The 25,626-nt window shown below is 67.0% G+C and carries 27 protein-coding genes and 2 pseudogenes; 16 read left to right on the top strand and 13 right to left on the bottom strand.

What is annotated here, in order from left to right; genetic code table 11:
- Positions 1–28 precede the first annotated feature (28 nt).
- The 6 genes from phoU to ACFOWZ_RS12605 all read right to left on the bottom strand — a co-directional run bounded on the left by phoU (position 29) and on the right by ACFOWZ_RS12605 (position 7,373).
- A complete protein-coding gene (gene phoU / locus ACFOWZ_RS12630; protein WP_382372063.1) occupies positions 29–694 on the bottom strand; it encodes a phosphate signaling complex protein PhoU in 666 nt (221 codons plus the stop codon).
- Between the two features lie 72 nt (positions 695–766).
- Positions 767–3,838 carry an LCP family protein gene (locus ACFOWZ_RS12625; protein WP_382372062.1) on the bottom strand — a complete coding sequence of 1,024 codons (3,072 nt, stop codon included), beginning with the start codon at positions 3,836–3,838 and terminating at the stop codon, positions 767–769.
- Positions 3,839–4,137: 299 nt separating this feature from the next.
- Positions 4,138–4,986, bottom strand: coding sequence for a GGDEF domain-containing protein (locus ACFOWZ_RS12620; RefSeq protein ID WP_382372061.1), 849 nt, complete (start codon positions 4,984–4,986; stop codon positions 4,138–4,140).
- Positions 4,987–5,127: 141 nt separating this feature from the next.
- The gene (locus ACFOWZ_RS12615; protein ID WP_382372060.1) at positions 5,128–5,580 is read right to left on the bottom strand and encodes a hypothetical protein; all 453 of its coding nucleotides are present in this window, start codon (positions 5,578–5,580) and stop codon (positions 5,128–5,130) included.
- Positions 5,573–6,706 (bottom strand): tRNA dihydrouridine synthase DusB, encoded by a 1,134-nt coding sequence (dusB, locus tag ACFOWZ_RS12610; protein WP_382372665.1) that lies wholly within the window; start codon positions 6,704–6,706, stop codon positions 5,573–5,575. The genes ACFOWZ_RS12615 and dusB overlap by 8 nt, the downstream gene beginning before the upstream one ends.
- Before the next feature lies 1 nt (position 6,707).
- On the bottom strand, positions 6,708–7,373 hold the full coding sequence (locus tag ACFOWZ_RS12605) for a DUF4937 domain-containing protein (RefSeq protein ID WP_382372059.1): 666 nt from the start codon (positions 7,371–7,373) through the stop codon (positions 6,708–6,710).
- Positions 7,374–7,579: 206 nt separating this feature from the next.
- Between ACFOWZ_RS12605 and ACFOWZ_RS12600 the strand changes: the two genes are divergently transcribed.
- Both ACFOWZ_RS12600 and ACFOWZ_RS12595 read left to right on the top strand, forming a co-directional pair.
- The gene (locus ACFOWZ_RS12600; RefSeq protein ID WP_382372058.1) at positions 7,580–8,047 is read left to right on the top strand and encodes a hypothetical protein; all 468 of its coding nucleotides are present in this window, start codon (positions 7,580–7,582) and stop codon (positions 8,045–8,047) included.
- Positions 8,044–8,706: a hypothetical protein gene (locus tag ACFOWZ_RS12595; protein WP_382372057.1), complete on the top strand. Its 663-nt coding sequence runs from the start codon at positions 8,044–8,046 to the stop codon at positions 8,704–8,706. Before ACFOWZ_RS12600 ends, ACFOWZ_RS12595 begins: the two co-directional genes overlap by 4 nt.
- 230 nt (positions 8,707–8,936) lie before the next feature.
- Here the strand turns inward: ACFOWZ_RS12595 and ACFOWZ_RS12590 are convergent, their stop codons facing one another.
- Positions 8,937–9,440, bottom strand: coding sequence for a macro domain-containing protein (locus ACFOWZ_RS12590; RefSeq protein ID WP_382372056.1), 504 nt, complete (start codon positions 9,438–9,440; stop codon positions 8,937–8,939).
- A 121-nt stretch (positions 9,441–9,561) separates the two neighbouring features.
- Between ACFOWZ_RS12590 and ACFOWZ_RS12585 the strand changes: the two genes are divergently transcribed.
- Positions 9,562–10,233, top strand: coding sequence for a DUF4241 domain-containing protein (locus tag ACFOWZ_RS12585; protein WP_382372055.1), 672 nt, complete (start codon positions 9,562–9,564; stop codon positions 10,231–10,233).
- Between the two features lie 14 nt (positions 10,234–10,247).
- Here ACFOWZ_RS12585 and ACFOWZ_RS12580 read toward each other — a convergent pair whose 3' ends face one another.
- Positions 10,248–10,796 (bottom strand): superoxide dismutase, encoded by a 549-nt coding sequence (locus ACFOWZ_RS12580; RefSeq protein WP_382372054.1) that lies wholly within the window; start codon positions 10,794–10,796, stop codon positions 10,248–10,250.
- Positions 10,797–10,885: 89 nt separating this feature from the next.
- On the opposite strand from ACFOWZ_RS12580, the gene ACFOWZ_RS12575 reads away from it, so the two are divergent.
- Positions 10,886–11,362, top strand: a complete 477-nt coding sequence (locus ACFOWZ_RS12575) for a DUF6328 family protein (protein ID WP_382372053.1) — start codon at positions 10,886–10,888, stop codon at positions 11,360–11,362.
- Here the strand turns inward: ACFOWZ_RS12575 and ACFOWZ_RS12570 are convergent.
- The gene (locus tag ACFOWZ_RS12570) at positions 11,327–12,028 is read right to left on the bottom strand and encodes a hypothetical protein (RefSeq protein WP_382372052.1); all 702 of its coding nucleotides are present in this window, start codon (positions 12,026–12,028) and stop codon (positions 11,327–11,329) included. The two genes, ACFOWZ_RS12575 and ACFOWZ_RS12570, sit on opposite strands and share 36 nt — an antisense overlap.
- 77 nt (positions 12,029–12,105) lie before the next feature.
- Positions 12,106–13,227: a serine hydrolase domain-containing protein gene (locus tag ACFOWZ_RS12565; protein WP_382372051.1), complete on the bottom strand. Its 1,122-nt coding sequence runs from the start codon at positions 13,225–13,227 to the stop codon at positions 12,106–12,108.
- Positions 13,228–13,379: 152 nt separating this feature from the next.
- Here ACFOWZ_RS12565 and ACFOWZ_RS12560 point away from each other — a divergent pair, with 152 nt between their 5' ends.
- From ACFOWZ_RS12560 to ACFOWZ_RS12545, 4 genes are all read left to right on the top strand, one after another.
- The gene (locus tag ACFOWZ_RS12560; RefSeq protein WP_382372050.1) at positions 13,380–13,940 is read left to right on the top strand and encodes a hypothetical protein; all 561 of its coding nucleotides are present in this window, start codon (positions 13,380–13,382) and stop codon (positions 13,938–13,940) included.
- Between the two features lie 244 nt (positions 13,941–14,184).
- Positions 14,185–15,627 carry an MDR family MFS transporter gene (locus tag ACFOWZ_RS12555; RefSeq protein ID WP_382372049.1) on the top strand — a complete coding sequence of 481 codons (1,443 nt, stop codon included), beginning with the start codon at positions 14,185–14,187 and terminating at the stop codon, positions 15,625–15,627.
- 961 nt (positions 15,628–16,588) lie between these two features.
- The gene (locus tag ACFOWZ_RS12550; RefSeq protein WP_382372048.1) at positions 16,589–16,954 is read left to right on the top strand and encodes a hypothetical protein; all 366 of its coding nucleotides are present in this window, start codon (positions 16,589–16,591) and stop codon (positions 16,952–16,954) included.
- A gap of 396 nt (positions 16,955–17,350) precedes the next feature.
- Positions 17,351–18,415 (top strand): beta family protein, encoded by a 1,065-nt coding sequence (locus ACFOWZ_RS12545; RefSeq protein WP_382372047.1) that lies wholly within the window; start codon positions 17,351–17,353, stop codon positions 18,413–18,415.
- Here ACFOWZ_RS12545 and ACFOWZ_RS12540 read toward each other — a convergent pair.
- Positions 18,393–18,950 carry a sce7726 family protein gene (locus ACFOWZ_RS12540; protein ID WP_382372046.1) on the bottom strand — a complete coding sequence of 186 codons (558 nt, stop codon included), beginning with the start codon at positions 18,948–18,950 and terminating at the stop codon, positions 18,393–18,395. The two genes, ACFOWZ_RS12545 and ACFOWZ_RS12540, sit on opposite strands and share 23 nt — an antisense overlap.
- Positions 18,951–19,010: 60 nt before the next feature.
- Between ACFOWZ_RS12540 and ACFOWZ_RS12535 the strand changes: the two genes are divergently transcribed.
- Positions 19,011–19,577 (top strand): HD domain-containing protein, encoded by a 567-nt coding sequence (locus ACFOWZ_RS12535; protein ID WP_382372045.1) that lies wholly within the window; start codon positions 19,011–19,013, stop codon positions 19,575–19,577.
- Here the strand turns inward: ACFOWZ_RS12535 and ACFOWZ_RS12530 are convergent.
- Entirely contained in the window at positions 19,562–20,035 is a 474-nt protein-coding gene (locus ACFOWZ_RS12530) for an NUDIX hydrolase (protein WP_382372044.1), read from the bottom strand. The genes ACFOWZ_RS12535 and ACFOWZ_RS12530 overlap by 16 nt on opposite strands.
- Positions 20,036–20,045: 10 nt before the next feature.
- Positions 20,046–20,789 (bottom strand): annotated as a pseudogene (locus tag ACFOWZ_RS12525) (DUF5919 domain-containing protein).
- A 159-nt stretch (positions 20,790–20,948) separates the two neighbouring features.
- On the opposite strand from ACFOWZ_RS12525, the gene ACFOWZ_RS12520 reads away from it, so the two are divergent.
- From ACFOWZ_RS12520 to ACFOWZ_RS12490, 7 genes and pseudogenes are all read left to right on the top strand, one after another.
- Positions 20,949–21,404 carry a hypothetical protein gene (locus ACFOWZ_RS12520; protein WP_382372043.1) on the top strand — a complete coding sequence of 152 codons (456 nt, stop codon included), beginning with the start codon at positions 20,949–20,951 and terminating at the stop codon, positions 21,402–21,404.
- 15 nt (positions 21,405–21,419) lie between these two features.
- A complete protein-coding gene (locus ACFOWZ_RS12515) occupies positions 21,420–21,620 on the top strand; it encodes a hypothetical protein (protein WP_382372042.1) in 201 nt (66 codons plus the stop codon).
- Positions 21,620–21,880: a hypothetical protein gene (locus ACFOWZ_RS12510; RefSeq protein ID WP_382372041.1), complete on the top strand. Its 261-nt coding sequence runs from the start codon at positions 21,620–21,622 to the stop codon at positions 21,878–21,880. The genes ACFOWZ_RS12515 and ACFOWZ_RS12510 overlap by 1 nt, the downstream gene beginning before the upstream one ends.
- Positions 21,867–22,118: an AMED_5909 family protein gene (locus tag ACFOWZ_RS12505; RefSeq protein WP_382372040.1), complete on the top strand. Its 252-nt coding sequence runs from the start codon at positions 21,867–21,869 to the stop codon at positions 22,116–22,118. Before ACFOWZ_RS12510 ends, ACFOWZ_RS12505 begins: the two co-directional genes overlap by 14 nt.
- A 222-nt stretch (positions 22,119–22,340) precedes the next feature.
- Positions 22,341–22,559 carry a hypothetical protein gene (locus ACFOWZ_RS12500; RefSeq protein ID WP_382372039.1) on the top strand — a complete coding sequence of 73 codons (219 nt, stop codon included), beginning with the start codon at positions 22,341–22,343 and terminating at the stop codon, positions 22,557–22,559.
- Positions 22,556–24,019 (top strand): FtsK/SpoIIIE domain-containing protein, encoded by a 1,464-nt coding sequence (locus ACFOWZ_RS12495; RefSeq protein ID WP_382372038.1) that lies wholly within the window; start codon positions 22,556–22,558, stop codon positions 24,017–24,019. Before ACFOWZ_RS12500 ends, ACFOWZ_RS12495 begins: the two co-directional genes overlap by 4 nt.
- Positions 24,016–25,620: pseudogene (locus ACFOWZ_RS12490) on the top strand (replication initiator). Before ACFOWZ_RS12495 ends, ACFOWZ_RS12490 begins: the two are co-directional and overlap by 4 nt.
- Positions 25,621–25,626: the final 6 nt, after the last annotated feature.

Genomic DNA, 25,626 nt, shown 5'->3' with positions numbered 1-25,626 from the left:
AAACCGGGCAGCGAGGTTGCCCAGGTGCCTAGAGGTTCTCGTCGCCACCGTAGCCGGGCATCCGGCCGGTGACGACGAAGACCGTGCGCTTGGCGACCGACACGGCGTGGTCGCCGTAGCGCTCGTAGAAGCGGCCCAGCAGCGTCGTGTCCACCGCGGAGGCGACGCCGTGCTGCCACTCCTTGTCCATGATCACCGAGAACAGGTGGCGGTGGATGTCGTCCATCGCGTCGTCCTCGTCCTCGAGGCTGCGCGCGCGGTCGACGTCCTTGTGCCGGATGATCTCCGCCGCTTCCTTGGCGAGCTTGACCGCGATCTGGCCCATCTCGGCGAAGTACGGCTGGACGTCCTCCGGAACCGCTGACGCCGGGTGGCGGCGCCGCGCGGCCTTGGCCACGTGCAGGGCCAGGTCACCCATGCGCTCGACGCTCTCGGCGGCGTGGATCACCGCGAGCACGGTGCGCAGGTCCGTCGCGACCGGCGCCTGCAACGCGAGCAGCGCGTACGACTGCTCCTCGATGCTGGAGCGGATGTCGTCGACCTTCTGGTCACCGCTGATGACCTGCTCCGCGAGACCGAGGTCGGCCTGCAGCAGGGCAGCGGTGGCGTTCTCCATCGCCTCGGCGACCATGCCGGTCATGTCGGCCAGTCGGTCGGCGAGCTGTTCTAGCTGGTCGTGGTAGGCCTCGCGCATGGCGCTCAGCCTACGTCCCGACCCTCTCGCCAGCGACATTCCAGGATGAACCGCAGGTGAACCCCAGGCGAATCACTTCGCGCAGGGATCCTCCGCCGCGTTCACGACGTCCAGCTTCCCGGTCGTCTCGTTCTGGTTCGCCGTGCTCTGGCCCTGCGTCCCCGGCTGCGGTGTCACGATCTCCTCGTCGAAGCTGGAGCCGATCGTGAGCAGCACCGCGCCGCCCATCTCCGGTGCCTCCACCAGGTCCGCGCTGGGCACCGCGGCCTTGAGCGTCGCCGCCCAGTCCTCGCGGCCCTTCGCGAACTTGATGGTGGTCTTCGTGGAGCTCTCCGGGGCTTCACCCCTGGTCGAGATCTTGAAGCCCTTCTGCTGCAACGAGTTCGCCGCCAGGTTGGCGGCCCGGTTGCCGGCCGGGTTGCCGTTGAACAGCTGGATCGTGACCTGCTTGGGGTCGATCACCGAACCGGGCTTGGCCGGAGTGTTGGCGTCACCCGGCGTCTGCTCGGCCGGCTTCTCCTGCGGCAGCGGCGTTCCGTCGATGATCGTCTGGAACAGCTTCTTGACGTCGTCGTTCCGCAGTCGCTCGATGTTGTCGTCGTTGGACTTCGTCGGACCCTCGTCCGTCCAGTGCGGCATCGTCACGAACGAGACGCGGCCGGCGTCGAGGCTCTGCAACGAGTTCGCGAGATCCAGCAGCGAGGCGACGTCGATGTTGTCGCCGGCCGTGGACGTCGTGAGGGCGTTGATGAAGTTGTTGAGCTTGCTCGGGCTCAGCAGCACCTCGTTCGACAACGCCTGGCGCAGCATCGCCGACAGGAAACCCTGCTGCCGCTTGATGCGGTCGAAGTCGCCGCCGACGTCACCCGCGACCTTGCGGGCGCGCACGTACGACAGGGCCTGGTCCCCCTTGAGCGTGTACTTGCCCGGCTTGTCGAGCACCACGCCGAGCTCGTCGTCCTTGATCGCCCTGGGCGTGCAGATCTGCACACCGCCGATCGCGGTCGACATCTCGCGGAAACCGGCGAAGTCGATGCTGACGAAGTGGTTGATGTTGAGGCCGGACAGCTGAGTCATCATGTTGGCCACGCACTTGGGCCCACCGTCGTTGTAGACGGAGTTCGCCATGACCTCTTTCTCCGGCGCCAGCGGGCCGCCGTACTGCCCGGTGTCCGGGTTCCACTGGTTGCACGCCGGCCGGTCGACCCGCACGTCCCGCGGCAGCGAGACGACGACCATGCGCTTCCGGTCCGCGGGGATGTGCGCGAGCATGATCACGTCCGACCGCGCGCCACCCTCCTTGGCCTGGGTGCCGACGTTGTCCTCGGGCTTCGCGCCCGCCCTGGTGTCCGAGCCGACGAGCAGGAAGTTCTCGTCACCGCGCTGCTTCTCCGCCTGCTGCACGGCCTGCGTGTTGCCGCCGAGCGCGTCGATCTGCGTGAGCTTGGAGTTGGCCCACTTCGTCGCTGTCCAGCTGACGCCGCTCGCCGCGAACACCACGGCCGCAGCGGCGATCGCTCCGACCTTGGCGCCACGCATCAACTTGCGCTGCTGGGGCGTGCGGCCGGTGACCCGGGGCTCGCCGTCCTCTTCGCTGTCGAGCACGACCGGGTCGGCGAACTGGGTCGCCTCCTCGAGCTCGTCCTCGTCCTTGACCCACGGCATGAGCTTGGCGCGCCGCTCCTTGCGCTGGCGCTCCTGCTCGAGCAGCTCGTCGTGCACCGCGGAGAACCGCGCGAGGGTGTGGTCGACCTCGCGACGCTTCTTCACGTCCTCGCCGATGGCCTCCATCTCGGTCGTGAGGCACGTCGGGTCCATCTCTTCGCGCTTCTCGACCTTGGCCACACCCGCCGCCGAGGCGATCTGGGTGGCCTCGGGTCCCGGCCCGTCCTGGGGCTCCTCGCCCTCGGGTGCCGCACCCAGCCGGTTGGAGATGCCCGCTGCGGGCATCGGGCGGGGACCGCTCGACTCCGCCCGCGGGGGCATCGGGCGGGGTCCGCTGGACTCCGCGCGCGACGGCATCGGGGGCCGTCCCTCGCCGGGGGCGGGAGGACGGGCGATGGTGTTCGACGACGGTGCGTCGCCGGCCAGGAGGCGCCGAGGTGCGGGGCCGTCCGGCGTTCCACCGGGTGCGGGGGGACGCGGGAGGCCGTTCGCCGTCGGGTCGGCAGGTGGCCTGGGCATGCCGTTCGCGTCGCCGGGCTTCGGCGGGCGCGGCATGCCGTTGGCAGTCGGCTCGCCGGGCTTCGGCGGGCGCGGCATGCCGTTGGCCGTGTGCTCGCCCGGTTTGGGCGGGCGGGGCATGCCGTTCGCGGTGGTGTCACCAGGTGCCGGGTGGCGCGGGACGCCGTTGGCCGTCTCGCCAGGAGCGGGCGGCCGCGGGATTCCGTTCAACGACGGTGCGTCGCCAGGAGCGAGCCTGCGCGGCGGAGCACCGTTCACGTCGGGTGCGGGCCGGCGCAGCGTGCCGCTCGGCATGCCGTTCGCCTCAGGCGCTCCACCGGGCGCGGGACGCCGCGGGCCGTCGCCGAGAGGCATCCGGCGCGGTTCGCCGGGCCTCGGCATGCCGTTGGACGTCACCTCGCCGGGTGCGGGCGGGCGCGGAATGCCGTTGGACGACGGCGCGTCGCCGGGAGCGAGCCTGCGCGGCGGAGTGCCGCCCGGCCCCATCTCGCCGGGCGCGGGACGTCGCCTCGTACCGGTCACGTCCGCTTCTGGGCGCCGGACTGGCTGCTCACCGGGTGCCGGGCGGCGCTGCATTCCCGTCGCGTCCGGTCGTGGACGCTGGCCGGTCTGCTCGCCGGGGTGGCTGGGCCGGGTGCCGGGCTGCTCAGCGGGCGCGTCCGGACGACGGCGCCTGCCGGTCTGCTCACCGGTGAAGTTCTGCGGAGGTTCCGCCGCGGGAGGCCGCGGGCGCGTGCCCGTCTGCTCACCAGGACGGTGAGCCGCGGGTGGCTGCTGCCGCGGAGCCTGCGGTGCGGGCGGGTCGGGCAGTACACGCCTGCCCGTCGCGGGTGGGTCCGGCAGGGCACGCCTGCCTGTCGTGGGTGCTTCGGGCGAGCCTGGCGGGACGGGTCGGGGGATGTTCGTCCTGCTGTGCTGCTCGATGAGGTCCGAGACGCTCAGGCCCCCAGAGCCTTCCATCGAGCGACGTCTACGGCCGGTCGGCTGGTCGTGCTGGGGGTCCTGATCACCACGGGAAGAGGGGCCGCCACGTCGGGGGTCGTCGGGCACCCAATCTCCCTTCTGGGTCAGAAGCTAATAGCGGTTCGTCATTACGAGATGACGACGACCGGGACACAAGGGTTGCATCACCGGCGTGTCAGTTGCGCCCGCGATACTACGGATGTAGCCGACTTCTGACGACCACTCCGGGTGATACGGATTCGATCTGTACGCGATTCCGCGCAGTCCGTCTGCCCTGAACGGGTGAGCCAGCTCACTCAGTAGTAACCGAGAACACGTGTCTCGGTGATGGCACGCCGACCACTCGCCGCACCGGCGAGGCGAACCCGTCCATCCGCACGGTACGCCACCGCGTTGCGTCCCGACTGCTTGGCCGTGTAAAGGAGGCTGTCGGCCCGCAGCAGCTGTTGCTCGGCGCCGACCGCCGGACGTTCCGGCGCCTCGTCCGCGGGCGGCTCGTACGCGAGGCCCGCGCTGACGGTCACGCGCAGCCCCGGCGCGATCTCCTGCCACGGGTGACGCTCGACACGTTCCCTGGCCGCCTCGGCGATCTCCACGGCCGTCGCCGCGTCCACCCGCGGCAGCACGAGCACGAACTCCTCGCCGCCGTAGCGGGCGCAGAAGGCGTCCTCGGGGAGGTCCTGCTGGAGCAGCTCCACCACGCGTTGCAGCACCCGGTCGCCGAGCAGGTGGCCGAAGCTGTCGTTGACCTGCTTGAACCAGTCGAGGTCGATCAACGCGATGGCGAGCCCGTGCCGGCACGCCCCGTGCTCGGTCAGCAGGCCCATCAGCCGCTGGTCGAGGTAGCGGCGGTTGTAGGAGTCGGTGAGGCTGTCGCGCAGGCTCTGCTCGCGGGCCTCCGCGTGCTCCTTGCGCAGCCGGTCGACCTCGCGGCGCAGCTGCTCGGGAACCTGCGGCTCCTCGTCCTGGTCGGCGTAGACGAGGTCGAGGGCGGAACGCAGGTGCTGGTACGCCTGGCGCCACTGGCCGCGAGAGGCGAGCAACGTCGCGATGGACTCGTGCAGCCCGACAAGCCCGGGACCCTGCTTGTCGACGCTGGCGTCGGACTGCTGGGTCTCTGCGATCTCGGGTCGCAGCGCGGTCATCGCGGTCACCTCCTTACTTGCCAGGTGTCGTCTCCCAGGAGGCGACGCTTGAGCTAGAAGGACACGTGAGGCCGGGATTTCCCCCGTCCGGTTGACCGTCAGCTGCTCCGATCCAGTGAGCTTGGATGATCAACAACCCGCTCAGCCACCGAGGCAGGGCGCGAACCCGAACACCTGGTCCTCCAGGAGCACCACGTGCAGCGATCCGATCTGGCTGCCGATCACCGCGTCCTCCTGGCGCAGCGTGACCGTGACCGCCACGACGTAGACGTCCCCACGCGGATGGGCCTTTTCCCCAGGGGGTGCCCAGTCGGCGTCCATCCGAAGCGTCGACCAGGTCGGCTCGACCTTGATCGTCGCCCCGCGCAGGTCGCACGTCTTCTGCCGGAAGTCGGGGTGCTGGGTGTCCTTCAACAGCTTCTGCTGCTCGGACGCGCTCGTGTCGCCCGCCTTGTTGAGGCGTTCGTAGAACTCCTTGAACTTGGCGCGGTCGCCGTCGCTCAGCTGGACCGGACGCGCCGTGCCCGCGACAGGACCCGCGCAGCCCGCGAGGAGCGCGATGCAGGCGAGGAGAACCGCGACGCGTTCAGCCACCGGAGTGCATCACGTCCGCGCCCGCCGGAACCGTCGCGTCCTCGGGGTCGTCCAGCCACCCCTCCGGCAGCACGACCTTGGCCGCGGACCCCTGCCTGCCGCGCGGCCCCTCGGCGTTCACGGGGAACGGCACGTCCTTGTCGAGCTTGCCGATGAGGTCGTCCAGCTCCTGAAGGCTCGACACCATGGCGAACGCGCGCCGCGTGTCCCCGCCGACCGGGAAGCCGTGCCAGTACCAGGCCATGTGCTTGCGCAGGTCCCGCAGGCCCTTGTGCTCGCCGTCGTGGGCGGCGAGGAGCTCGGCGTGCGTGCGCAGGACCTCGGCGACCTCGCCGAGCGTCGGCCCCGCTGGGATCGGCTCGCCCCGGAACGCCGCCTGCAGGTCGCGGAACAACCAGGGCCGCCCGAGGCAGCCTCGTCCCACGACCACGCCGTCGCAGCCGGTCTCGGCGACCATGTCGAGCGCGTCCTGGGCGCTGAAGATGTCCCCGTTGCCCAGCACCGGAATGCTCGTCACGGCTTCCTTGAGCCGGGCGATGGCCGTCCAGTCCGCCTTGCCGGAGTAGCGCTGCGACGCCGTGCGCGCGTGCAGCGCCACGGCCTGTGCGCCCTCGTCCTGCGCGATGCGGCCCGCGTCGAGGTACGTCAGGTGGTCGTCGTCGATGCCGATGCGGAACTTCACGGTGACCGGCATGTCCCCCGCGTTGCGCACCGCGGCCCGCACGATCTGCCGGAACAGCTCCCGCTTGTACGGCAGCGCCGCCCCGCCGCCCTTGCGCGTCACCTTGGGCACGGGACAGCCGAAGTTCATGTCCATGTGGTCGGCGAGGTTCTCGTCCACGATCATCTTCGTGGCCTCGCCGACGTTGCGCGGATCGACGCCGTAGAGCTGCATCGACCGCGGGTGCTCGTCCTCGTCGAACGTGATCATGTGCATGGTCATCGGGTCGCGCTCGACCAGCGCCCGCGCCGTGATCATCTCGCAGACGTACAGCCCGGCCCCGTAGCGACGGCACAACTGCCGGAACGCCACGTTGGTGATGCCGGCCATGGGCGCGAGCACAACGGGCGGGTCGACGGCGAACGGGCCGATCTTGAGGGTGGCTGGAACGGACACGCGCTCCAGGTTACGGCACTGACCAGCCGCGATCTTCACCGAACGTGAGCGCCGCGGCCGGTGCTGACCTGGTTCGGACCCGCCAGGACGGCTCCAGTTCCAGGACACGACCGGACATCGAGGCGATGTCGTCGTCCGCAGCCGCCCTCGCACGCAACCGGGGTACTTCCTCGGCGTACCTGCCGTGGGTTTCGACGTCCGGCCAGAACGTGGCGACGAGGTAGCGGTGTTCGGCCAGCCGCGCGAAGACCCCGCCGAGCACGCCCGCGCTCGCCATCGCGGGTGCCCACACCTCGCGCTGAACGGCCAGGAAGTGCTCCGCCGCGCCCGGCGCGAGGTGGCAGTCCGCGACACGCAGCAGACCACCGTCCATCGCCTCGGCCACCGTCGGCGCCGTGCCGGGCATCGTCAGGACCACCTCGCCGTGGCTGACCGCGATCTCGCTGTAGACGCCCGCATCGGCCACCGAGTCGTGTCGGCCCTGCAGGAATGCCTGATGGCTGTCGGCGTCCGCCCACAGCGCCAGAACGTGGGCGCGGCCGGTCCGGCTGTCCCAGCCACCCACCTGCCCGATCAGCCCGGGCTGGTCGGCGATGACCGACCACCTCTGCTGGGCCGCGACGAAACGATCGCGCGCGCCGACCGGCACGTCACAGGTGATCCATTTGGCGAGCATCGCCCGCCTCCCTTCCGTCGAGGTCGATCGTTCAACCTCGCCTGTAGTGGAGGTCAACCCGTCGAACTGGAATCTGACGCGTCGGCTCGACGAGGGAGCGGGCTCGCCCTGACACACCTCGCGCCAACGGCAACTCGTTCAGCCAGTCAGGTTCCTTCTCTTTCGTTCGGGTCCATCCGTGCTGTGTCTTGTGGTAACCAAGTTGAGTGACGACAGGAGACGATCAGTACGCGCGCATCATGGACCTACTCGGGAACGGAATTCCCGGTGTGGCACAACAGGTGAAACGCGAGGTCCGTCACGGTCGCGTGGTCTCTGAGCAGGACCTGCGGAAAGAAGCACGATACGAAGAAACGGTACGCCGGCTTTCAGTCAATGATCTGTCCCCGCTCGGCAAGACAGACGTGGCTGCTGTCCCGTACACCGATGACGAACGTCTTGAGCTGATTCGATCGGCTCTTCTGACTCTTGCGGAAACGATGTACGCGTCTCGTGCTGAGGTGCTCAAGATGTCTGAAGAGTTCGAGACCGATCCAGTGATCGTGTTCGGTGATGCCGAGTTCGATGAGGTGTCTGTCGTGAACATGTCAGACGAAGTCGTTCGGGTCAGGCAGTCGCTGCTCGACGTCCGTGAGCTCCTCGTCGGCATGTCGGATGTGGAGGAAGCTCGATGAACAGGGATGAACTCGTTTCCAGCATCGAGACCGCCATTGGGGTCCTGCAGGCCGCATACCGGAGTGAAGCCGATGAATCCGACCTGTACGAGGCCTCGCTGTTCGCACTCTGCCTGGACGCGGCCAAGTCTGCCGGCGGCACTGTCATGCTCACGCAGGACGGCAGGAGTGCAACGCGGGAGCTGCGCTTCCGTCGGAGTCCTGGAAATCTGTGGACGCCAGGTTTCACATCCGCCCTTGTGAGCTTCGACGGAACTCCAAAGCGCCTCGAAGTTCATCTTGGTGTTTACGTCGCCTCGGGCAAGTCGCGAGTCGCGCACGAGTGCGATGTCGCCATTATTGATCACCAAGAGTGCGAGCGCAGTCGCCAGGCGCGTCTGCATCCTCGGGGCAGTAAGCTGGTGGCGGTGATTGAAGCAAAAAACTACAGCGTCTCACCATCATTGGGAGTTGGTCGAGGTTTTCTCGGGCTAGCGCAAGAGCTGAAGGCCAAGGATTGTTCACTGGTGTTTCCAGCCCGAAGCTCGGCAAACCTTGCGGCTCTCATGGCCAAGAAAGAAAGCGAGTCGTACGGTGAGCTGTTGCCCGATGGAGCTGCGGCCACACGCCTGCGATCACGCCTGGATCAGGCAATCCGCAACTGGAAAGACCAGCTTTAGGGCCGCTCAGGGACGACGTGAGCCGAACGTTGACTCCGGGCAGCCGAAGTTCTAGCCGACGTCGCTCTGGTCGATACCCTCCACGTTACGGCACTGACCAGCCACGATCTTCACCGAACGCGACCGCGAACGCGTCCAGGACCGCGACCTGGTGGCGACGTTCGTCACGTTCACCGCTGGTCCAGCGGTGCCCTTGCGGACACTCCCACTGCGCATGTCGGGCACCGCTCCTAGATCGGCTCGGCCAGAGCCCTGTTCAGCGCCTCGGCGGTCTCCCGGTCGAACGCCACCAGCCGGATCCGGTCGATGATCGGCAGCGACCGGACGGCCATCGCCGCGACGCGCGCGGCTCGTTCGGTGGGGAAGCCGTAGATGCCCGTCGCGATGGCCGGGAACGCGATGCTCTCCGCCGCGAGCTCCTCGGCCAGCAGGAGCGACTCGACGTAGCAGCTCGTGAGCACGAGATCCTCGCCGTGCTCCCCGCCCTCCCACACCGGCCCGACCGTGTGGATCACGTGCTTGACCTGCGTGAGGTCGAACGCGGGCGTCACGACCGCCTTGCCCGGCTCGCACGGCGCCAGCTCCGCCCCGGCTGCGGCCAGCCGAGGGCCGGCCGCGCGGTGGATCGCCCCGTCCACCCCGCCGCCGCCCAGCAGCGACTCGTTGGCGGCCGTGACGATCGCGTCCACCCGTTCGGCCGTGATGTCACCGAGCACCACTTCGATCGTCCCCATGCCCGGAAGCCTGGCACCTGCGCCGTTGTGCCGGGGCGGACTTCACGCAACGCGAACACCCCCGGTGCCCCGATCGGGTGTCAGGGGCTTCTGCCAACATGCCCCTGGAGGTGGCCTACGCGTGGGGGCGGTTCAACTGATCAGGTCCGGGTTCGAGCGGTTCTTCGTCGATGGGCCCGTCGGCAAGTCGACCGGAGGCGGCGAGCAGCAGGTCGTCGCGGTGCAGCAGGTGGGTGAGCTGGCCCTGCCGACGGGCAGACTCGTCGCGGCGGACCCGTTCGTGGTGTGGCCGGAGGACGCCGAGGCGTTCACCACCGAGGTCGAGCCGGGCACGTACCCCGTGTCGGTCTCGCTGGTGTCGTGGGTCGACAGCGACGGCTACCCGGACCTCCGCCAGGGCTACCGCGTGGCCGCCGCGAAGCTGACCGTGCGGGACGAGCCCGCGTACTCGTGGACGCCCGCCGTGCTGCCGGGCGAGCTCGTGCCGATGCAGGAGGAGTTCGGCTACGAGGTGAAGTCGAGCACCGGCGCGTTCTTCGACCTGGCCGCCGCTCCGGCGATCGACCGGCTGGCGAGCGACGACGAGGTCGGCAACTGCGACCTCATCGACGCCCTCGGCAAGGTGGGTGGCGGCCGCGGCCCGGCCAACGTCACCGACCCGCAGTCCGGGCTGAACGTCGTGGCGTTCTCCACCGGCTGGGGCGACGGCGTCTACCCGACCTGGGTCGGCCGCAACACCGCGGGCGACCCGGTCGCGTTCGTAACCGACTTTTTTGTGATTAACAGAGGCTAGTTCGTCATCAACCGTTAGAAGGCCACGTTCACACACGCGAGCCGCGGTCCCGCCGTGCCCGCCTCGCCGGGCGCGGTGTGCGTGTGGTCGTTGTGCAGCACCACGGACTGGGCGTGCCGGTCGGTGAACTGCCAGTCCACAGTGGACGAGGTGTACGCGAACCCGTTGCCGTTCGTGTGGACGTCGAGCCAGATCTCGTTGTGCGGGTTGGCGTACGCGGGATCGACCGACGGCTGCACGGGGTCCACGACGTTCTGGAAGTGCGGTCCCGAGTCGGCAGGCGCCGCACCGCACTTCTTGACGTGCACGTGCGCCCCGTACGCCCGGTTCGGCAGCAACCCGTTGAGCCGCAACAACACCGTCGTGCCGCCGCCGAACCGCGGCACGCTCACCACGGTGACCTTCGCGCCCTCCGGCACCTTGGCCGCGTCGTGCGTGACGGCCTTCGCCGTCGGGCTGTAGCTGGAGAACTTCGCGGACGTGTGGGCCACCTGCGCGGGTTCGGCGTGCGCTGTTCCGGTGAACGCGAACGCGAGGGCAACCGCGACTGCGAGCGTCTTCATGGCTCCCTTGCATAGCGGTACCCGGCGGGTTCCGCCATTTTTGCCGCGGATCGGCGTTTCAACTGGCCCCGACCGGGTACGTGATTGCCGTGAGCGAAGCCGAGGAATCAGACCAACGCAGACTCGCCCGCAACGTCAACGAGCTGCTGCAGGAACTCCGCGTCGCCCAGGCGGGCGTGCAGATCCTGTTCGGCTTCCTGCTCTCCATAGCCTTCACCGAGAAGTACGCCACCGTCGGCACGTACATCCGCGTGACCCACCTCGTCACGGTCCTGTGCGCCGCGATCGCCGTCGCGTTCCTCACCGCTCCTGCCGCCTGGCACCGCGTGCTCTTCCGCCAGGGCCGCCGCGAGGACGTCGTGGCCGTGGGCAACACGTTCGCCCTGATCGGCCTCGCCTTCCTCGCAATCGCCATGACCGGCACCGTTCTGCTGCTGGCCGAGGTGATCCTCGGCGGCTGGCCGTCCATCGTGGTGGGTGTCCTGGCGTTCGCCGTCTTCGCGGGCCTGTGGTTCGCGCTGCCGTTCGCCTCATCCCAGCGTGCTGAGGACCGCGAGCGCCCCTAGTCCGACCGCCACGGGAACCGCCGTGAGCACGTTGCGCCTGGTGGGCTTCGGTTGCTGCGAGAGCACTCGAACCCCCAACGGCACCAACGCGACGCACAGCCCGATGGTCCCGGCGATCGACAGGACCTCCGTCCCCTTCAGCACACCGAGCGGCAACAACCCCGTCGCCGCCAGCCCCACCGCCCTGACCGGCCTGAGCACCCGGCTCCGGTACGCGCCGATCGCGAGCACGTACCACCCGAACATGATCGTGAAGGACAGGAAGCTGAACAGGTGCAGATCGCCGTACCCCTGCGCCACCAGTTCCGTGGCGTTCTCGACCCCCAGGTGCTTCGTGGCCGAGAACGCCGCGTGGTCCACCCCGGCGTGAAACGTCCGCGCGAACAACCCGACGGTCACGAGCATCCCGCCCCAAGTGGCCCACCGCGGACGTTCCCGCCCGATCCGCTGCACGAGACAGGCCACCGCGGCCCACATCACGACGTTGCCGGCCAGGAACGCCGTGTAGGCCGCCTGCACCAGCGCAGGATGCTCGGCCACCGCCCGCAGCTGGTCCGGGAAGAAGAAGTGGAACGGTGACCGAAACAGCGTGCCCACCAGGAGCAGCACCGGCCCGAGGACCAGCGCCGCGCCACCAACCCACCCGTTCGGGAACCTGTACGTCATGCCGGCAACGCTGTCAGCGCGAACGCCGCCGGGGATCGGCCCGCGGTCCGGCGTTGCGCCTCGGACCACGGTCCGAGTCAGCTCAGCGCCGCGGCGGCGATCTTCCGCACGATCAGCGGCTGACCGTCCGGCGACTTCACCGCGGGGTTCACCGAGTACGTCAGCTTCCGCTCCAGGCCGCGCGTCGCGAAGACACCGCTCGAGTACCCGTGCCGGCTGCCGGTCTTCCCCCACACCTCGACGCCGTTCATCGCGATCCTCATCAGGCCCTGGCTGTAGAGGGCGGGGCCGCTGCCGTCGGAAGTCTGCACGTCCGGCACGGTGAAGAGTCGCGTCATCATCTCCTGACCGAGCAGACGGCCGCGGAACAGCCCGGTGATGAACCCGTCCAGGTCCTCCGCGGTGGAGATGATCGCGCCCGCGGTGCCGGGGATCGACTGGTTCATCTCGGTCACGTCGACGAGCTGCCCGTTCACGTTCAGGTATCCGCGAGCAGCCGCGTTGGGCAGGCTCGGGTCGTCCCCGGGAAATGAGGTGTGGCACAGGCCGAGCGGACCGGTGATCCGTTCACGCAGGTTCCGCGCGTAGGAGCGTCCCGTCACCTTCTCGACGATCATGCCGGCCGTGACGTAGGAGGTGTTCGTGTACTTCTGCGCGCTGCCGGGCCGGAAGTCGATCGGGTGCCGCAGGGCGGTGTCCAGCACCTGCCGCGGGCTCCAGTGCTCGAAGCGGTGGTCGAGGACCCACTGCGGATCGGTCAGTCCGGGAATGTCCACCGACGGCAGCCCGGACGTGTGGTCGAGCAGCGTGTAAACGGGAACCGGCGGGTAGTCGGCGGGCAGCACGCCCGGCAGGTACCGCTGCACGGGCTCGTCGAGGTCGATCCGCCGCTCCTGGGCCAGCTGCAACACCATCACGGCGGTGAAGACCTTCGTGATGCTGCCGACCCGGAAGCGCCCCTGGTCCCGCACCGGCGCTCCCGTGTGGACGTCGGACACGCCGGACGTCCCGGACCACGAGCCCGCGGACCCGGTGATCCGGACCAGCGCCCCGGTCGTGTCCCGATCGGGCAGTCCGCTGATGGAGGCCCGCAGCGCGGCGTCGTTGGGCGGCGGCAGCGTGGAGGTGGCCGCACCTGCCGGCACCGCGCTGAGGGCGGTCGCGGCGGCGGCGATGATCGTGACAACTGCTGTTCTCATGGCGTTGAGCCTGTCGGCTCTTGATCTTTCGAACCATGGAGCTTCCCGGCGCTTCGACGGTAGGGCCAGCCGGACCGTCGTTCCCTCCGCTGGCGGTGTGATGCCCAGGTCTCCGCCAGCAGACTGTCCTCAGTCGACATCTGGGGGATTCGATGAGTAGAACGTTGTTCAAATCCGTGCTGTCATGCCTGCTCGTGCTGGTCGTGTCCGCGTTCTGGACCACTCCGGTGATGGCCGCGCCCAAACCACCGTCGCCGGACATGACGATCATGGCAGTGGGCTGGCACAACGAAGTCACCCAGACACGGGCCCTGTACCAATGCCCGGCGTTCCACTGCAACCAGGGCCAGGCCTACGTGGGCAACGACCTGGCCGAGGTGTGCACGGTCTGGCAAAGCGGCGTGAAGTGGGGCCTCGTGTTCAACCGGGCCAACGAACACTCCGGCTTCATCCCGGTGGACTACCTCAAGTACGCAGACCCGCCGCAGAGCTGCAACAACGTCGGTTCGGGCACCGTCAGCCAGAACAACTACACCCTGTACCAATGTCCTTACAACTACTGCAACCAGGGCTTCGCCACCGCCGGCGATGACGTCGCGGCGATCTGCTACCACGTGGCGAACAACTTCTACTGGTGGTGGTCGCTGAACCACGCCAACGGCCACGAGGGCTTCCGCGCCGCGGCCGGCACAGGCGGCTATCCCGCCTGCTGACGTGCGACGGGTCACCGGAAATCTCCGGTGACCCTCGTGTCGATCCGCGCTCTCACCGTTCGACGTGTCAGTAGAACGGCCAAGGGACCCGGAAATTCGGGTGAGACGGGCACCGCGATGAGGAAGACTCGGGCGCACCGATGAGTTCTTCCGCATCTGCCGGTCTCTACCGGTGTCATGCGCGACGTTGACGCCGGCGGCCTTGGCCGCGACACGACTGCCAGCAACCTAGTGAGGGCCTGACATGCCTGCTGCGACCCAAGACCGGCCGACCGCACAAGCGGCCCGAACACCGCTCGTGGTGCGCCTGCTGGTGCTGGCCACGTTCGTCGTGATCCTGAACGAAACGCTCATGATCAACGCGATCCCGCGCCTGATGGAGTCGTTGTCGGTCACAGAGCAGGCGGCCCAGTGGGTGTCGACGGCGTTCATGCTGACGATGGCCGCCGTGATCCCGATCACCGGCTGGTTCCTGCAACGCGTCACCACGCGCCAGGGCTACGCGATCGCCATGGGCGTGTTCCTCACGGGCACCGCCCTGTCCGCCGCCGCGCCGACGTTCGCGGTCCTGCTCCTGGGCCGAATCGTCCAGGCCGCCGGCACGGCCGTGATGATGCCGCTGCTGATGACCACGTTGATGACCGTCGTGCCCGAACAGGACCGAGGCCGGGTCATGGGCAACGTGACGTTGTCGATCTCGGTGGCCCCGGCCCTGGGCCCGGCCATCTCCGGCCTGATCCTGCAGCTCGGCTCGTGGCGGCTCCTGTTCGTGGCCGTCTTGCCGATCGCGGGCGCGGTGACCTACTTCGGCCTGCGCCAGATGACCAACATCGGCGAGCCCCAGGTGAGCTCCATCGACTGGTTCAGCGCGGCCGTGGCAACCCTGGGCTTCGGCGGCCTGGTCTACGGCCTGAGCCTGTTCGGCGAAGGCACGGCCAACCTGGGCCCGAGCATCGGCATCGTCCTGGCCGGCGTCGCCACCATCACGATCTTCGTGCTCCGCCAGCTCAAACTGCAGCGCACCGGCGCCCCGCTGATGGACCTGCGAACCCTCACCCACCGCACCTACGCCCTGTCGCTGATCATCCTGTGCGTGGCGTTCCTGGCGATGATGGGCGCGATGATCCTGCTGCCCCTCTACCTCCAGAACCTGCGAGCCCTGACCCCGCTGCAGACGGGCCTGCTCCTCATGCCGGGCGGCCTGGCCATGGGCCTCCTGGGCCCGACCGTGGGCAAGCTCTACGACAAGGTCGGCAGCCGCCCGCTGGTCCTCCCCGGCGCGATCGGCATCGTGCTGTCCCTCGCGGGCTTCACCCAGATCTCCACGACCATGCCGTACTGGCAGGTCCTGGCCCTGCACGCCCTGCTGATGGTGAGCCTGGCAGCCACGTTCACCCCGATCTTCACCCTGGGCATGGGCGCCCTCCCCCCGAACATGTACCCGCACGGCAGCTCGATCCTCGGCACCCTCCAACAGGTGGCGGCAGCCCTCGGAACCGCCATGGTGGTCACCGTGATGTCCGCCCGCACAACCCAACTGGTCGCAGACGGCACCGCGGTGGCGTCGGCACAGCTGAGCGGGATGAAGCTGGCGTTCGTGATCGCCACGGCGCTGGCGGCGGGAACGGTAGTCGTGGCGGCGCTGCTGCCGAGCCGGACCAACCCGGTGGACGCGCCCGCTCACTGAGGCGCTGCTGGCGCTCGGAACCCCTGGGTCTCAGACCTGGGGGGTCGGCTTTGTCGATCGAGCACGCGAACCGCGAGGGCGCCCAGCGACCGAACCTTGGGGATCGTCCCCCAGAAGACGCAACGGGCGACGTGGTCCGCGCTGAACGCGGACACACGTCGCCCAAGGCTGTGGGCCGCCAGGGACTCGAACCCTGAACCCGAAGAGTAAGAGACTTCGCTTGGCGTTGTTCGCCGATCTTCCTCGACAATGCTCGCTACCTGCGCGGATGCGCTCTTGATCTGAGCACTGTGGACAGTCGCTTCTCGACGTTTATCGACGTTTTACGAGACTAAAGCGCATCATGATCTTGGTCCTTCTGGACCGCCCGCACCCCTGCCATCATCCCGACACTGAGCCTCGAACGCGGCCGGTGGTGCTGGGTCAAGGTACTCGTTCCAGCCTTGACGCGGCGCTGCCGGCCGTTGTCATGCTCGCGGCGTCGGGGTGGCTCGGCCTGGTGCTCGCCGGGGCGTTCCCGCGGCTTCGTCTGGTGCCTGATCGGTGGCAAGGCGGCGAAGCCGGCGCGGCAGTCGAGCGCCATGACCGGCAAGTCTGCGGTGACCCTGACGGCGCTCGTAGGGAGCTGCTGACTGGCATGGCTCTGTGGGTTGAGTTCGTCGGCTGGACAAGGCCGGAGGATGGCGCGCAGCGCCGCCCGGCCGACCGGCGCAGCGAAGCGGATGCCGGGAGTGCCGGGATGGAAGGTGTTCGCCGCACGCGCGGAGCGTGCCGCCAGCGGCGGCCTTGATCCTGTATAGCCGAATTCGGCAAATCTCCTGCTCAGACGGCCTGCTCACAGGCCCGCCCTGGATGGCACCGGGTGTTGCTGGTGGAGCCAGGACTGGCGCGCCCGGCAAAGTTGTAATACGCTTATTGGCCAGCCTCGGGTTTCTGTAATACGACAAGCTAGGATGGCGGTGTGCCAGCAGGCGACGACGACTACGAGGGTGTGCCCTATGCGGATCTTGTCTTCGAAGAGGTGGACTGGTCGGAGATAGGTGATCATGATCCTGGTCGACGGTCGGAGCGAAAGGGCTTCGAGCGAGAGCGAAACGTCCAGACGGAGTGGGCGACCGAGGCTTGCCAGGACGAAGAACGCTGGGTCCGCTCTGCTGGTAGCAAGACTGGACTGACGGTGAAGGTCACTGGCTACTCGGCTATGGCTGGTTTCGTCGTGACCGTTGTTGTGGCGCCAAAAGACCATCCCCCGCAAGGGCGGTGGTGGGGCGCCTCGGCATGGGCGGCAAAGTCGGCCGAGGTGAAGGCTTATGAGGAGGGTGGATGAGCGAGAGCTTGCGCGACCTGCTTGCGCGGGAAGCGGCTGAAGCAGAGGCACGTGCTGATGCGGAGGAGCGAGGGGAAGTCGCTCCTCCGCGTGGGCAGAGAGGACGGCGGCGGTCGGAAGACCCGTCGCAGGTCTACGCGGTACGCATCCCTGTCTCGCGCCTGAATGAGTTGCGTCAGTTGGCTGATGTTCTTGGTGAGGCGCCGAGCGCCCTGATTAGGCAATGGGTGATTGAGAAGCTGGATGCCCTGGCCGCATCGGAGGCTGAGGAGCAGGTGGCAAGTTCAGTCGCGAGGCTTGGTGCCGATTCGTTGGCGCCAGGTGAAGTCAGGCTGGGGCCGCGTCGTCGGGGTGTAAGAGTCGAGGAAGCGCTTGGTGTCGCCCTGAGGAGGAAGCGTGCCTGAGCCTATGTACGTTCCGGTCCTGAAAGGCCGCCAAGGAGAATTGGCGGCTTTGGGGCGAATCCAGCTTGCGACAAAGAACACGATTCTTCCAGTCCTTGAGATTGCTCCTCCGGAGGATCCTGACGAGCCGGTGGCCGTAACGGGAATCCTTGAACGAACGGTTAAGAAGGTCAAGGATTCTTGGGCTGGCGGTGAGTTGATCCTGGACGCTGGGTTTGTTCGATCGTCAGTTCGCCTTGCTGGCGGCCAAGGTGTCATAACTTATGTGATTGCGAAGGCGCGGAGCCAGGGTATCGGCGCTATCCCTGTGGTTAGGCTTTCCGATCAAGACGACGTGCGTGCCGATGTGCGGGCGATTCATGATGAGTACAGGTGTGGCGTCGCTGTGCGTCTAAGCATCGAAGACATGGATGAAGATCCAGAGGACGTCGATGAATCGCTTGAAAAGCTCCTGTCTGACCTTAACGTCCGGCAAGCAGAAGCGGACCTGATTCTGGACCTCGCCGTGGTGAACGGCGATCTTGCTGTGCGCGCTGGGGCGAGGATGGTTCTCGACGTTCTTCGAGGGCTGTCCGATGTAGACAGTTGGCGCCGAGTCATTGTTACTTCTGGATCATTTCCGGTCGACCTTTCTGTTGTAGCCCCTTGGGTCTTCTCAGAGTTTCAGCGATACGATGCTGCTCTTTGGGACGCCGTGCGTGGGAGGCGCAGACTCCCAAGGATTCCGTTGTACGGCGATTATGCGATCACTTATCCGTTGTGGACAAGCGGACCACCTTTCGCGCCTGCGCCTCAGCTCCGCTATACACTAGCTGATCGCTGGCTTGTTCTCAAAGGGCGAAAGAATGATCCGCGTGGAAATGAGCAGTTCTATGACGTTTGTGAAAGGATAGCTGGCCATCCTGAATTTGCAGGTGCTGCACTGGGCTACGCTGATGCGCGCATTGCTGATCCACGTGCGCAAGGTCCTGGTAACGGTGCTACATGGCGAGAAATTGGGACTGCTCACCATCTCGATCTTGTAGCGCGGAGGATCACCACGCTTGACGAGCCTTAATTGCCTCCCGAACCTCGTGCTGAAGGGTGTCTAGAGGCAGTCCGTCGGCTAGTGCATTCCATATCCGCCATCGCGTGGCTGTGCGAAGGCCGGTGTGGATCGAGTGCTTCCGCAGGATGCAATATGCTTCGTCGCGTAAAACTAGCTGTGTAATAGCTAGCGGATCTGGTGACGGATTGTGGCTGGTCTCACGAATTGTCCTAAGTATTGGCCCTCTTGATGATTCAATCGCTTGCCAGATGCCCCACCAGTCGGGGATTAGTGACTCTACTCGACTGACTGCGCGATCGCCCTCGATGACGGCCACTGCGGTGTCAAGAACTGCACTGTAGGACTTGACCTGTGAAGCGAGGCGAGAGAAATTGTCTCGTGCGCTCTTAACTTCACAGCCGGTGATCTTGCCATTTATTGCGGCCACGTCGATGCGAGTGGCACCAGCCGCGATACTCCATTCGCGACGGTAGACTGTGCGGCGTCCCCGGTGACTTCGCCGGAGGCGTTTCTCAACGGCAACTATGATCTGGGGCGCTAGCACGCGCGCAGTGTACCGACCTCAGGCAGTGTTGGCAGGGCTTGGCTCAGTAAGGTCGGCTGTATGAGCCTCGTGTCTGCTGCCACGGACATCGCACAAGCGCAGCTCTCAGAAGCCCTGCCCAGACGCTGGGCTCATGTCCAGGGTGTTGGCCGACGTGCAGGTCAGGCAGCCCATCTCGTGCCACCCTCGGAGCGAGATTTGCTCGTTGCGTCTGCGCTGCTGCATGACGTCGGGTATGCACCCACAGTAGCTAAGAGTGGATTCCACCCTTTGGACGGCGCCAGGTATCTGAGGGAACTTGGCATGCCTACTCGGTTGTGTGCACTCGTGGCGCATCACTCCTGCGCGTACCGGGAAGCGGAGCTTCGCGGCCTATCGGCCGACATCGCTGAATGGCAGGACGAACAGACGATACTTCGAGACGTGCTGTGGTGGGCAGACATGACTACTACGCCTGATGGACTGGTGGTCAATGTGGTCGATCGGATCGAAGAGATCCAGAAGCGTTACGGTCCTGAAGACTTGGTGACCTTCTTCATCCGGCAGGCCACGCCGGAACTGGTCGCAGCGGTCGAACGTACGGAAGAGCGGTTGCGTTCAGTGGCGATCGACTACACCGCGAAGTAAGGCTTCGATCGTTCGGCAAACCCGTGCTCGATGCGAAGTCGGATCGACGGGTGGATGTTGAGTGCGTCCAGCTCTCCGCGGTTGACCCAGTGGACCTCGCTTGACTCGTTGCTCGTTCGTAGCTCGCCGCCCGTTGGCCGCGCGCGAAAGCAGATTGAGAATTGCTGTCGCACCTCGCCGTCGGTGTAGGCGATGACGTGCTTGGGGTCGGAGTAGACGCCGATGATGTTGGTGGGCTCGACGTCGATCCCGGTCTCTTCCTTGACCTCGCGGATGACGGTCTGGCCGATGGTCTCGCCGACGTCTTGCGCCCCGCCGGGGATCGAGTAGAGGTCGTTGTCGGTGCGCCGGATCATCAGCAGCCGGCCGTGCTCGTCCTGCACGAACGCGGTCACCGCCACCACGATGTTGGTCGCCTTGGGGGCGTTCGGGTCGTTGTAGTGATCAGTGCGCGCCATACCTACCTGCCTACCACTTCGGCTGCTTCGCGCCGTCCCACACGCCCTGGAAGCTCTCGGCGTACGTCTCGAACAGGTCGCCGCCGGACAGTCGGCGCAGGTGCAGGACCGGGGCGTGAGCTGCCATGAACCCGTGAACGTGCGTGTTCACCAGCATCTCGTCATCGAAGCGGTAGATCGAGTTGTAGAGCGTCGTGCCGTGCACCCGGATGTCCACGCCGGGCACCTCGGCCAACGGCTTGTAGACCGCGAGAGCGTTCCGGATCTTCGCAGCGAGCGTGCTCTTCCCGATCCCCTCTTCCTCGCTGCGGCGCGCAACCTCCCGGCTGGCCGGGTCTCCGAGCAACAGGCGGATCTTGACGCCGTCTTCTGCCTTCTGGCGAAGCGTCCTGATCAACCCTGGATTGTCCACGAGGAACATGCCGGCATAGACGAGGATCGAAATGCTGATCTTCGACTGCTCGATCAGGTGCGTCCAGATGTCCTGCGGCACGGCGTGGCGGTGCGCGAAGACCTACACCACTTCGGACTCGTTGATCTCCTTCTTCTTCTCCGGCGCGACGGCGCTCGGCCAGAGGTATGTCTCCGTCTCGCGGACCGTGGCGGCGATGGCGTGCCTGTGGCGCGGGTACGGCGTCCGGTCCTGGGTGATCCAGCGTTCGACCGTCTTCGGGTCGACTCCGGTGGCCTTGGCGACCTGGTCGAAGTCCAAACCGTTGCGCAGCAACGCATCTCGCAGTCGTTGGTTTGGCATGACCACATCCTCCGTACAAGTAGGGACGTCTTCAAATTAGCGAAGACGTCTGTAGTTGTCCTGCTATGCGGTGCTCCCGTCCTGCAATTTCGCCGAAAGTCGTAGGTGTCGAGACGTCGGGGAACGGCCCCGACCGGCACGAACGACAGGAGAACGACGATGGCGATCACAGGTGGGAGCAGGCTCCCGGCGGGTCATGACTTCGTGTTCCCGAGGGGCGCGCTCGTGATGAGCGTTGAGCCGGTGCTCAAGTTCCAGTCGGCTGAAGACCGCGCCAAGGGCCTTCCTGTCGAGCAGGAGATCGACAAGGAGACCGGACAGTTCGTGTGGTCGGTCCTCGTGATCGACCAGGCGGCCGAGCGCAAGACGGACGCGGCGGTCACGGTCAAGATCTCCGCACCTCACCAGCCCGTTCCGCCGGAGGCGATCCCCGGTACGGACATCCGTCCGGCGGTGTTCGAGGGCCTGACGGTCACGCCGTGGATCGATGACAAGGGCTGCCGTGGCAGTCACGGCGGTGAGCGGCACCGCTGCCGGGCGAAGCTGGGCTACAGCCTGCGCGCTACCGGTATGAAGGCGGCGGTCGTGGCCAAGCCCGCATCCAAGGCGGCGTGATCCGTGGCCGACTTGATGCGCCTGCACCTGACGGCGAACCTGCCGATTCGGGTGGAACCGCTCGTGTTCGCGGGCCGGGTCGAGTTCCGGCTTGGCAATGCTTTCCCGGCGGTCCTGGTCGTCGACGCCGAAGCACTGCCTCGGCTCGCTGAAGCGATCGCCGAAGGTCAGGCCGCGCTCGACGCGGCGCTTGGTGGTACGCGGGGTGGTCAGTGATGGGGTTCAACGCCACGTGCACGCCCGGTAAGGACGCGGGCGCGGCCATGATCCGGGTGACGCCCGAGGTTCCGGCTCTGGCGATCTACCTCGACCCGGTCAACATCGCGATCCAGCTTCCGCCCTTCCCCGGTGGGCTGGACGTGCTGATGCGGTTCTGCCGGGAGCTGTCGCGAGAGGCGGCCAAGCTGGCCGATCACCTCGGCAGCCAGGAAGGGCGTCACGCGCTCGCGGAGGGAGACCAGGATGTCCGCGGTTGAGGCCATGCACTGGGGACTGGCGGAGAAAGCGACGACGTTGAGCGAAGCGCACGACGTGCTGAGCAAGCTCCTGCCCAACCCCAAGGCCAAGCCCGAGGTGCTGAAGGACTACTACCTGCGCTCCGCGGCCATCTATGCGCGCGTCGCGGAGACCGATCGCAGCCACCACCACGAGGCCATCTACTGGGCCAACCGGGAGCGTGAGAAGGGCGAAGCGATCAAGCTCCGCAAGAGCTAGGTAAGTCCTGTTTAGACAGAGCGCGTGACCGTGCTGGGTCACGCGGCGATGCCGCACGTCTTGTTGCGGCGTAACGAGAACCTGAGACGCAGGAGCGGAAACCGGCTACCAACCTCGCCGCTCCTGCGTTGCTCACCCAACTGGGAGTGAACAACGATGAGCGTAGAGCCTGAGCGCAGTCGTGCGCTAGACGGGACTACCAAGCAACTGTTGTGGGATCGGATGATCTCCGGCAAGCAGACCGTCTCCACCTACGTCGTGATCCTCGACGGCGGCACCGTGGAGACACTGGAACTCACCGCCGCACAGGCTGAGGGGTTCGAGTGCCTGACCTGTAAGGCGCAGTGCTCCAACGGTGCGGGAGCCTTTCAGCCCATTGGGCGCATTCCGAGCGTTGGCAGTGTCTTTCAGTGCGTCGCGTGCTTGGGCGGTGCGCGATGAAGGGCAACCGTTGGATTGATCCCGCGCCGTTCGAGGGCGCACGTCCGCAGTTCCCTTGGTGGGTATGGCTTCCCGGCTGGGTCAAGGTCGTACTCGCGCCGTTCGTGCTGCTTTGGCTGATGGTTCGCCTGGCGGTGAAGTTCGCGGTTCTCGCCGTGCGGTACCCGGTGGCCGTCACGCTCGGCCTCGGCAGCTATGCCGGCTACCGGCAGTTCGGGCTGTCGCTGCTGGTACTGGCCCTGCTGTCCCTCGTGTGTGCGCTGACCGTCTGGTACGGCCTCGATCGGGACTCGTTCCTGCGGCACGGCTGGTATCGGCTGCTGACGGAGTGGCGTCGGCTCACGGTCTACGTGCCGCAGTGGCGCACCGTGATGCGGCTGGCTGAGCTGACCAAGGACAACCGGGGCAAGGAGTACCGGCCGAAGCTGCGCCGCATCCGCTCCGAGGGCTGGCGGGACAAGGTCCGCGTGCGGATGATCCCGGCGCAGTCGCCGGAGCAGTGGGAAGCGCGACGAGACAACCTCGCGCACTCGTTCAACGCCCGATCCTGCCGTGTGCGGGTGCTCAAGCCGCGTGTGCTTGAGCTCGACTTCATCCACTCCGATCCGTTGTCGAGGCCGGTTGCCGTGCCGCAGCTCGCCGACGTCGGAGAGGTCGATCTCAAACGCGTAGTCGTTGGGCGTACCGAGACCGGGAAGCTCTGGCGGTTGAAGCTGCTCGGCTCGCAGGTCCTCGTGGTCGGCGTGCCGGGTGCGGGTAAGGGCTCGGTGCTGTGGTCGATCGTGTGGCAGCTCGCCCCGGCTATCAAGGCTGGGCTTGTCCGCCTCGTCGGCATTGATCCCAAGGGCGGCATGGAGCTGGGCCAGTGCCCGGACGCGTTCGAGAAGGTCGTCTACGACAACGGGCCGGAAGCCGTTGCCCTGCTTGAAGAAATTGCTGTAGAGGTCAAGGAGCGCGCGGCTCGTTACCGGGGCATTCGGCGGCTCTGGGCGCGGAGCACGGGTGAGCCGTTCACGGTCCTGATCGTGGATGAGCTGGCGGACCTGATCGCCTACCAGCCGGACCGAAACCTCCGCGAGCGTGCCACGCGTGCGGTGCAGACGATCACCTCGCAGGGCCGCGCGCCCGGCTATGCCGTTGTGGGCCTGATCCAGGACCCACGCAAGGAGGTCGTGAGCTTCCGGCATCTGTTCACCACTCGCGTGGCGTTGCGCCTGGACGAGCCGGTGCAGGTGGACATGGTCCTGGGCGACGGCGTTCGGCAACGTGGCGCGGCTGCTCACGAGATCAGCGAGAACACGCCCGGCGTCGCCTGGCTCAAGGAAGACGGGCAGCGGGAGCCGGAAAGGGCTCGGGCTTTCCACGTCACGGACGCGGACCTGGTCGAGCTGGGCGTCTACCTCGCCCCGGCCACGGTGCACGAGTTCCCCGAACGGTCCGAAGGGAGTGCGGCGGCATGACCGAGTACCTGACTCGCTCGGAGCGGATGAAGCGGCCGGCCGCGCTCGACGTCGCTCGCGCTGTCGCCGAGGAACACGGCGTTTGTGTGCGGCCGTTGGCCAAGGAACGGATCGACCTCGACACCGGGCGTGTGGACATCGTGCCTGTGCCGTGCGGTTCGACCGTCGCGAGTGTGTGCCCTACCTGCGCGGAGAAGAACCGACGCCTGCGGATGGCGCAGTGTCGCGAGGGATGGCACCTCACTGAGGAACCCGACTTCACGCCGGACGCCCCGACGAACGATCAGCGGGAGCTGGCCGCGTACCGGGCTGACCTGGTCAAGGCCTACCGCCTGGCCCTCGATGAGGGCGACGACGTCGGAGCGGAAGAGGTGCGAGACGAGGTCGCGGAGGTCGACGCCGAACTTCGGCAACTCGGAGTCCGCGGTTCGCTCCCGTCCCTGGAAGCTCCGCTCAAGGCGGCACGGAAGAGGTCGACCAGGCGGCGGCAGGATGCGCCGAACCTGCCTCGGCGACCGGTCAGCAAGCGCACGGTTGGGCGCGTGTTCGGAGGTAAGTACCAGCCTTCGACGTTTCTCACGCTGACGCTCGACACCTACGGCAAGGTGCGCACCGACGGCACTCCGGTTGATCCGGCGACGTACGACTACCGGCGGGCGGCTCGGGACGCGGTGCACTTCGCGGCGCTCCTGGACCGGTTCGTGCAGAACCTTCGGCGCTGCGTCGGCTGGGACGTCCAGTACTTCTCGACGGTCGAACCCCAGCGGCGGCTGGCTCCGCACTGGCACGCGGCGGTTCGGGGCAGCATCTCGCGGGCTGAGCTGCGGGCGGTCGCTGAGGCCACCTATCACCAGGTCTGGTGGCCTGAGCATGACGAGATCAAGTACGGCGGTGACAACCTGCCGGTCTGGGATGTGCGGGCCAAGGGCTTCGTTGATCCTCAGACGCGTAGGGCCTTGCCTACCTGGGATGAGGCGTTGGACCAGGTCGAGCAACCGGCGCACGTCGCGCGGTTCGGGGTGCAGGTGCACTCGAAGGGCATCCTCGGCGGCACGGAGGAAGCCGGGCGACACATCGGCTACCTGACGAAGTACCTCACGAAGAGCATCGATGAGTGCTTCGAGGCGCAGACCGCGCGGCAGGAAGATCACGCCGAACGTCTCTGCGCTGAGCTGGCCGTGACGCCTTGCTCGCCGTAGTGCGCGGTGTGGCTTCTCTATGGCGTCCAGCCTCGTGGGGCCCGACTGTCGACGGTGCCAGGCAAGTGCAAGGGCAAGGCGCACAAGCGGACCACGCTCGGTGTCGCTGGGCGGCGGGTGCTGGTCTCTCGGAAGTGGTCGGGAAAGTCCCTCGCTGACCACAAGCACGACCGCAAGGCGTTCGTTCGGCAACTGCTCGCCGATGTCGGGATCAAGCCCGAGGACCAGGCGCAACGCGTCGTCTGGAACAACGTGCAGCCCGGCGACCCGAACGTGCCGCCACGCGCACACCTGCTGTTGAGCGCCGTCGCAGAGCGCCGCAGGTGGAAGGCCGAATACACGGCCGCACTGCTCGCATCCGCCGGACCTCCGGGGAGTTCGGCAACACCGCAAGCTGCTTGATCTAGG

It is taken from the genome of Lentzea rhizosphaerae (genome assembly GCF_042649515.1).
Classification (GTDB): Bacteria; Actinomycetota; Actinomycetes; order Mycobacteriales; family Pseudonocardiaceae; genus Lentzea; species Lentzea aerocolonigenes.
The sequence above is the reverse complement of the archived record's forward strand: the minus strand, read 5'-3'. Positions and strand labels throughout refer to the sequence as shown.

What these genes read in the sequence shown, in the direction of transcription:
- phoU (WP_382372063.1), bottom strand. Translation starts at nt 694, where the DNA reads ATGCGCGAGGCCTACCACGACCAGCTAGAACAGCTCGCCGACCGACTG.
- ACFOWZ_RS12625 (WP_382372062.1), bottom strand. Translation starts at nt 3,838, where the DNA reads ATGGAAGGCTCTGGGGGCCTGAGCGTCTCGGACCTCATCGAGCAGCAC.
- ACFOWZ_RS12620 (WP_382372061.1), bottom strand. Translation starts at nt 4,986, where the DNA reads ATGACCGCGCTGCGACCCGAGATCGCAGAGACCCAGCAGTCCGACGCC.
- ACFOWZ_RS12605 (WP_382372059.1), bottom strand. Translation starts at nt 7,373, where the DNA reads ATGCTCGCCAAATGGATCACCTGTGACGTGCCGGTCGGCGCGCGCGAT.
- ACFOWZ_RS12595 (WP_382372057.1), top strand. Translation starts at nt 8,044, where the DNA reads ATGAACAGGGATGAACTCGTTTCCAGCATCGAGACCGCCATTGGGGTC.
- ACFOWZ_RS12590 (WP_382372056.1), bottom strand. Translation starts at nt 9,440, where the DNA reads ATGGGGACGATCGAAGTGGTGCTCGGTGACATCACGGCCGAACGGGTG.
- ACFOWZ_RS12580 (WP_382372054.1), bottom strand. Translation starts at nt 10,796, where the DNA reads ATGAAGACGCTCGCAGTCGCGGTTGCCCTCGCGTTCGCGTTCACCGGA.
- ACFOWZ_RS12570 (WP_382372052.1), bottom strand. Translation starts at nt 12,028, where the DNA reads ATGACGTACAGGTTCCCGAACGGGTGGGTTGGTGGCGCGGCGCTGGTC.
- ACFOWZ_RS12565 (WP_382372051.1), bottom strand. Translation starts at nt 13,227, where the DNA reads ATGAGAACAGCAGTTGTCACGATCATCGCCGCCGCCGCGACCGCCCTC.
- ACFOWZ_RS12560 (WP_382372050.1), top strand. Translation starts at nt 13,380, where the DNA reads ATGAGTAGAACGTTGTTCAAATCCGTGCTGTCATGCCTGCTCGTGCTG.
- ACFOWZ_RS12555 (WP_382372049.1), top strand. Translation starts at nt 14,185, where the DNA reads ATGCCTGCTGCGACCCAAGACCGGCCGACCGCACAAGCGGCCCGAACA.
- ACFOWZ_RS12535 (WP_382372045.1), top strand. Translation starts at nt 19,011, where the DNA reads ATGAGCCTCGTGTCTGCTGCCACGGACATCGCACAAGCGCAGCTCTCA.
- ACFOWZ_RS12530 (WP_382372044.1), bottom strand. Translation starts at nt 20,035, where the DNA reads ATGGCGCGCACTGATCACTACAACGACCCGAACGCCCCCAAGGCGACC.
- ACFOWZ_RS12520 (WP_382372043.1), top strand. Translation starts at nt 20,949, where the DNA reads ATGGCGATCACAGGTGGGAGCAGGCTCCCGGCGGGTCATGACTTCGTG.
- ACFOWZ_RS12515 (WP_382372042.1), top strand. Translation starts at nt 21,420, where the DNA reads ATGCGCCTGCACCTGACGGCGAACCTGCCGATTCGGGTGGAACCGCTC.
- ACFOWZ_RS12510 (WP_382372041.1), top strand. Translation starts at nt 21,620, where the DNA reads ATGGGGTTCAACGCCACGTGCACGCCCGGTAAGGACGCGGGCGCGGCC.
- ACFOWZ_RS12505 (WP_382372040.1), top strand. Translation starts at nt 21,867, where the DNA reads ATGTCCGCGGTTGAGGCCATGCACTGGGGACTGGCGGAGAAAGCGACG.
- ACFOWZ_RS12500 (WP_382372039.1), top strand. Translation starts at nt 22,341, where the DNA reads ATGATCTCCGGCAAGCAGACCGTCTCCACCTACGTCGTGATCCTCGAC.
- ACFOWZ_RS12495 (WP_382372038.1), top strand. Translation starts at nt 22,556, where the DNA reads ATGAAGGGCAACCGTTGGATTGATCCCGCGCCGTTCGAGGGCGCACGT.